At 38.6% G+C, this 6,330-nt stretch carries 5 protein-coding genes; 4 read left to right on the forward strand and 1 reads right to left on the reverse strand.

All coding sequences use genetic code 11. From position 1 onward, the window contains the following. Positions 1–27: 27 nt before the first annotated feature. Positions 28–1,893, reverse strand: coding sequence for a signal peptide peptidase SppA (sppA, locus tag I6E69_RS18940; protein WP_039489813.1), 1,866 nt, complete (start codon positions 1,891–1,893; stop codon positions 28–30). Positions 1,894–2,112: 219 nt separating this feature from the next. Between sppA and I6E69_RS18945 the strand changes: the two genes are divergently transcribed. From I6E69_RS18945 to I6E69_RS18960, 4 genes are all read left to right on the forward strand, one after another. Beyond that, positions 2,113–4,074, forward strand: coding sequence for an FAD-dependent oxidoreductase (locus I6E69_RS18945; RefSeq protein WP_197121933.1), 1,962 nt, complete (start codon positions 2,113–2,115; stop codon positions 4,072–4,074). A gap of 93 nt (positions 4,075–4,167) precedes the next feature. Then, a complete protein-coding gene (locus tag I6E69_RS18950) occupies positions 4,168–4,851 on the forward strand; it encodes a DoxX family protein (protein WP_039489809.1) in 684 nt (227 codons plus the stop codon). A gap of 129 nt (positions 4,852–4,980) precedes the next feature. Further along, a complete protein-coding gene (locus I6E69_RS18955) occupies positions 4,981–5,529 on the forward strand; it encodes an NAD(P)H nitroreductase (protein ID WP_138489000.1) in 549 nt (182 codons plus the stop codon). A gap of 203 nt (positions 5,530–5,732) precedes the next feature. Beyond that, a complete protein-coding gene (locus I6E69_RS18960) occupies positions 5,733–6,110 on the forward strand; it encodes a hypothetical protein (RefSeq protein WP_002962892.1) in 378 nt (125 codons plus the stop codon). Positions 6,111–6,330 lie beyond the last annotated feature (220 nt).

The following is a 6,330-nucleotide window of genomic DNA, read 5'->3' on the forward strand; positions in this document are numbered from 1 at the left end:
CAGCTGATTAGGTGAAGCTATGCACTTTTATTGTGCAACGTTACACACTAAACAGCGTGCGTATACACCTTGTGGATCGTTGTAATCTTTAAGGTTTTCAACTTCAGTACTTAATTGGTTAATAACACTTTGTAAATTAGCTTGTGTTGCTAACACAGATGTTTTTTGTGTTTGCAAACCAAGCATAGATTTAATAGACGCATTACCAAAAATGTTTTGAATCATTTTTTCTTGCGAGCTTAAATCTTGTTTAATAGTTTTAACTTCATAATGATTAAGCTTGGCAAGTGCAGCCGCGGCTTCAATCGCACCTTGTTTGTCGCCTAGCTTATCAACCAAACCTAGTTCAAGTGCTTGAGATGCAATCCATACACGGCCTTGGGCAATTTTGTCAACCTGCTCAGGCGTCATATTACGCGCATCAGCAACAACATTTAAAAAGCGACCGTATGCTTCCTCAACGTTCATTTGAATTACTTGACCCATCTTTTCATTTAGTGGACGAGTGATAGAAAAGCCAGCCATTTCGGTTGTTGCAACGCCATCTGAATAAACACCAATTTTTGATAAGGTTTTCTCAAATGTCATAAACGTACCAAATACACCAATTGAGCCTGTAATTGTACTTGGTGCTGCCCAAATTTCGTTTGCAGCAGAGGCAATCCAATAACCACCTGATGCAGCCACAGAACTCATTGAAGCAATAACAGGTTTACCAGCAGCCTTAAGGGCTAATACTTCAGCACGAATAACTTCAGAGGCAAACATACTACCGCCACCAGAGTCTATACGTAGTACAACCGCTTTAACTTTATCATCCAGGCGTGCTTTACGAAGTAGGGCAGCTGTAGAGTCACCCCCAATTTCGCCCGCTTTACGCTCACCATCAACAATCGTACCTTTAGCAACAACTACCGCTACTTTTTCGGTAATAGGGTTATCAATTTCAATAGGCGGTTTAATTAAGCTTAAGTATTCACGAAATGAAACTTGCTTAAATGTCTTACCATCTTCTTGTGTGCCCACTAAATCAATTAATTGTTTGCGAACTTGCTGATTTGTTTTTAAAGAGTCAACCCACTGGTGATCAAGTGCATATTTACCTGCATCGCCATCGGCAGCTTTCATTTTTTCTAGATATACGTCCATTGTTTCGTCAAAATTTGACTCATCAAACGGGCGAACAGCGGCAACATCTTGTTTGTATTCGCTCCAAAGAGCGCCTAACCAAACGCGGTTAGCTTCTTTAGCTGCATCGGACATGTCGTTACGAATAAAAGGTTCTACTGCTGACTTAAATGTACCAACACGGAAAATATGCTGCGTTACTTCAAGCTTTTCAAGTGCATCTTTAAAGTAAAGCGGGTACATGCCATAACCTTCAATACCTACGCTGCCGTATGGGTGCATAGCTATTTCGTCAGCATGCGATGCAATATAGTATTGTGCTTGAGTATAGTAATAACCCGATGCAATTACTTTTTTGCCAGCTTGCTTGAAGGCATCAATAGCCTTTGTAATTTGCTTAAGTTTATTTAAATGTGCTTTAGGCATCTCTTGTAAATCAAGCAATATCACCGTGATACGATCGTCTTTAGTCGCTTCGTTTATTACTTCAACAATATCGTCGAGTAATATTTCGCTTGGTGCTTCAGAACCAGAGGTTGCATCACTAATTGCGGCTTCAACTGGGTCTATATATGTTTTCTCTTCAACAATAGGGCCATTTAAGTTAAGCCTGAGTACAGAGCCATTTTCAACTATTATTTGATCATCGTCACTTGAGAGTGACACAAAGAAAACAATTACCAGTAATAAAAACAAAATGTTTAGTATTAAGCGACGAGAAAAATTAATTCCAGCCCAAATACCTTTAAATACCTTTGCTATCAAAATAGCTCCTTAATTTGGTACAGTTAATACATTAGTTCCATCTTAGCCTAGAATAAAAATAAATTTAACTGCTAAATCGTAACGAAGTGTTTATGAACCTATATAAACGTAAGTTTTTACTGCTATTTTTAATTAAATGCATGCACATATTGCTTATTACTTGCCATTAAAGCAGAATTAGCTAATGTATACAGGTTAGACCAGTTAACGGGGCACAAGATGTTAGAACAACAATTACAACTAAAACACACACAATTACGTAACCGCTTAGTTATGGGCTCAATGCATACAGGTCTTGAAGAGGGCTGGCATAACCGCAAACGCTTACGCGCATTTTATGAAGCACGTGCAAAAGGTGGCACCGCGATGTTAATTACAGGCGGATACAGCCCTAATTTACGTGGCAAGCTAACACCTATTTCTTCCTCATTTAATAGTTATTACGATGTGTTTAAGCATCGCGCCTACACAGATGCTGTGCATAAACACGGTGGAAAAATTTGTTTGCAATTATTACATGCTGGACGTTACGCATACCATCCTTTCAATCAAGCACCAAGTGCAATAAAAGCACCTATTAATCCTTATAAACCTAAAGCGATGTCGCTTGGCTCGATTAAAAAAACAATTAAAGACTTTGCGTATTCTGCCTATATGGCTGAAAAAGCCGGCTACGATGGCGTAGAAGTCATGGGTTCTGAAGGGTATTTGATCAATGAGTTTATGGCGCCGCACACCAATAAACGCGATGATGAGTTTGGTGGCAGCTTAGAAAATAGAATGCGACTTGCACTTGAAATAGTTAAAGCTGTAAGAGCAAAAGTATCTGAAAAATTCTTAATTATTTTTAGATTGTCGGTCATTGATTTGATTCCAAACGGTTCAACACCAGAGGAAGTTGTTATTCAGGCTACCGAACTTGAAAAAGCGGGTGTTGATATATTTAACACTGGCATTGGTTGGCACGAAGCGCGTGTACCGACTATTGCGAGTATGGTGCCACCGGGTGCATTTAAAGAAGCATCAAAACGTTTAAAAGACGTGGTGAGCGTGCCAGTTATTGCTGTTAACCGAATTAATACTCCAGAAATTGCTAACGATATTTTAAATGCGGGCGAGGCTGATTTAATTTCGATGGCACGTCCGTTATTGGCTGATCCTGAGTTTTTTAATAAGTATGTAAACAATCAATCTAAACAAATTAATATTTGTATTGGATGTAACCAGGGTTGTCTAGATCACGTATTTAAAAATAAACGTGCTACGTGTTTAGTTAATCCACAAGCTGCATTTGAGCTAGATTACCCGCTAGAGCAAGCAGCCAAAGCTAAAAATGTATTAGTTGTCGGTGCAGGTCCTGCTGGTTTATCAGCAAGTTGTTACTTGGCTCAAAAAAGGCATAACGTCACGTTAATTGATCAAAAATCGCAAATGGGCGGTCAATTTAATTTAGCCATGCAGATACCGGGTAAAGAAGACTTTAACCATACACTTACTTACTTCACAAATGAGCTCGAGCGATTAAAAGTAACTGTGGAGCTTAGTAAAGCTTACGACGATTCAATGCTTAAAGATTATGATGATATTGTTTTTGCAACAGGCGTTAGGCCGCGTGAAGCCTCTATTAAATGTAGTGATGATAAGCGTGTGTTTGCTTATGACGAAGTCATACGCGGCGAAGTAGAACTGGGCAAATCAATCGCTATTTTAGGTGCTGGCGGTATTGGTTTTGATATGGTTGCTTTTTTAAGTGAACATAAATCACAATCTATTAGCGAGTTTAAAACGCAATGGGGGATTGAGTGTGATGCACAGCCTCATAAAGACGAGCGCCAATTGTATATGTTAAAACGCAGTTCGGGTCGTTTTGGAAGTGAGCTTGGTAAAACCACTGGTTGGATACATCGCCAAGTTGCTAAACAGCATGGTGTTAAACAAATTGCTGAGTGCCAATATCAAAGTTTTGATAAAAATGGGTTAACAGTTAATGTTGCTGGAGAAGTTCAAGTACTGCCGGTAGATACTGTTATTGCGTGTATAGGTCAGGTTTCTAATAGCGAAGTGCTAGAAGGTTACACAGATAACGCAAAAGTGCATGTGATAGGCGGAGCTAAACTGGCTGCTGCAATTGATGCTAAACGCGCTATTTTTGAAGCCCTACAAGTGGCGAGAAGTATTTAACCTTTGTAAATAAATTGAAATAGTTTATCAATTTATACGGTCTTTGTTGTTTATAGTCTATAACTTAATAAACATTGAACACACAGGATACGCATGAATAAACTAATCAGTTTTTATAACACAATATTGGGTAAACTATCGTTTTTAGATGGTTTACCTGCTTTACTATTTCGCTTAATCTTAGCTCCCGTTATGATCATCGCAGGTTATAACAAACTTGCTATAAGCACTGAAACAGAAGGCTTTCTAAATAACTTTTTAGCGTCGCCTGATGTCGTTCAATGGTTTGGTAATAGTGAATGGGGTTTAGGCTTACCGTTTCCTGACTTACTAGCCTTTTTAGCTGGATGGAGTGAGTTTTTAGGAGGCTGGTTGTTATTATTTGGCCTTTTAACTCGCTTGGTCAGTATCCCGCTTATGTTCACAATGGTTGTAGCGGCTACTTCAGTACATTGGCATAACGGGTGGTTTGCAATAGCGCCGACTAATCCAGAAACAAGTGCTGCGCAAGTACTTGATTGGTTATCTATACCTGGTGCAAAAGAAAGCCTCGAAAACTCACTAGAAGTACAAGACAGGATAGGGAAAATTCGAGGCTTAGTTGAAGAGCATGGCTTTCCTGATTACCTATACGAAAAAGGTAAACCATCTATTTTAAATAATGGCATAGAATTTTCGGCAATTTATTTTGCTATGCTCCTAAGTTTATTTTTTATGGGCGGTGGGCGTTTTGTTAGTTTTGATTACTGGTTAAAGCGAAACGTTATAAAAAAATAGCGCATTAAATGTATTTTATTAACGGCTGCATAGTTGACCCTTTGCGGCCGTTTTGCATTTTAATTTCTCGGTATTTATTATTTAAGGTTTTAAATGTTACTCTATCGTTTTGAATTTTGAGGAATCGTTATGAACGCTATCGAGCTTTTACTTACCCGCCAATCAGACTCTAAACTAACAGAGCCGGGCCCTACGCCTGAGCAGCTCGACATAATTAAGCAAGCAGCATTACGTGTTCCTGATCATGGCTGTATAGCACCGTGGCAGTTCATCATTGCTCAAGGTGATGCACGCAATAAACTGGGTGAAATTTATCATCAAAGTGCAGTGGCAGAGCAACAGACAGAAAAAGTAATTAACCGTGCTAAAGAGCTTCCCCTTCGTGCGCCGATGATTGTAATAGCAATTGCTAAATATCAAGAACACCCAAAAGTTCCTCGTATCGAGCAAGTACAAAGTGCAGGCTGTAGTGTATTAGCAATGCAACAAGCTGCATTTGCTCAAGGTTTAGGTGGTGTTTGGCGCACAGGTTACTTTGCACAAAGTAGAGCAGTCAAAAAAGCGCTTAACTTACATGAGCAAGATGAAATAGTAGGGTACTTATACATTGGTACTCCTCAAGTCGAGTGTAAAAAGTCACCTCGCCATAAACCAGAACATTATTTTAGTAATTTGTGAAATAGTATGAACTTTATGCAATTTGCATAGTCATAATTCATTAAGGTTACTAAGAGTAATATAAAATAGTTATTGGTTTGGCTGTGAGAAGCGCTTGGAAGCACAAAAGTTAATAATTCTTCTTCAGTTTGTTTTTTAATCGGTTGTTTTTTGATACATTATGGAAAGTCTTAATAAAAATAACGATAAAGAAGACGAAAACAATGGGAAATTTATTTTTACAGGAAAAAGAAAACTGGCTTGCGTGGTCAATTTGGGGAATTGTTGGTGCTTTTGTAACCTTGTATGTTGCAATGAGTACAAATGCAGCGCATTTTATAGCAGGCTCTGCAATAGGTATGCTAATACTGTTAACTTTGTGGATGCAACAGTCTAAACGTTTTGACTTTGGACGGGCATTTAAAGTGTGTTGTTATGTTTTAGCGCTAAGTGTACTCCCCGCTTTTATGTTTGTAATAGTGCCAAGTGATGATTTAAATCGGTTTGACTTAATTTTTCAAAGTGTAACATTCACGGCATTGAGTTTATTGGCTTGTTTGATTTGTTCTTGGATTGCTCGCAGGCCCAAACAATATTACTGAGTATTGAATTAATAAGCGTGTTGCAGTAAATAGCACAACAAAAGAGCAATGTGACTTGTTTTTAATCGTTTAATTATTATTTACGATTAATTTATATTTAGCTCTTTACAAGTAACACGTTTAACCATATTATTCGCGCCGTACGGAGAGATGGCAGAGTGGTCGAATGCACCGGTCTTGAAAACCGGCATGGGTTTATAGCCCATCTAGGGTTCAAATC

This window comes from Pseudoalteromonas sp. NZS100 (assembly GCF_015864815.1).
Lineage (GTDB): Bacteria > Pseudomonadota > Gammaproteobacteria > Enterobacterales > Alteromonadaceae > Pseudoalteromonas > Pseudoalteromonas distincta.

Coding starts and splice junctions, on each gene's coding strand:
- I6E69_RS18945 (WP_197121933.1), top strand. CDS start 2,113: ATGTTAGAACAACAATTACAACTAAAACACACACAATTACGTAACCGC.
- I6E69_RS18950 (WP_039489809.1), top strand. CDS start 4,168: ATGAATAAACTAATCAGTTTTTATAACACAATATTGGGTAAACTATCG.
- I6E69_RS18955 (WP_138489000.1), top strand. CDS start 4,981: ATGAACGCTATCGAGCTTTTACTTACCCGCCAATCAGACTCTAAACTA.
- I6E69_RS18960 (WP_002962892.1), top strand. CDS start 5,733: ATGGGAAATTTATTTTTACAGGAAAAAGAAAACTGGCTTGCGTGGTCA.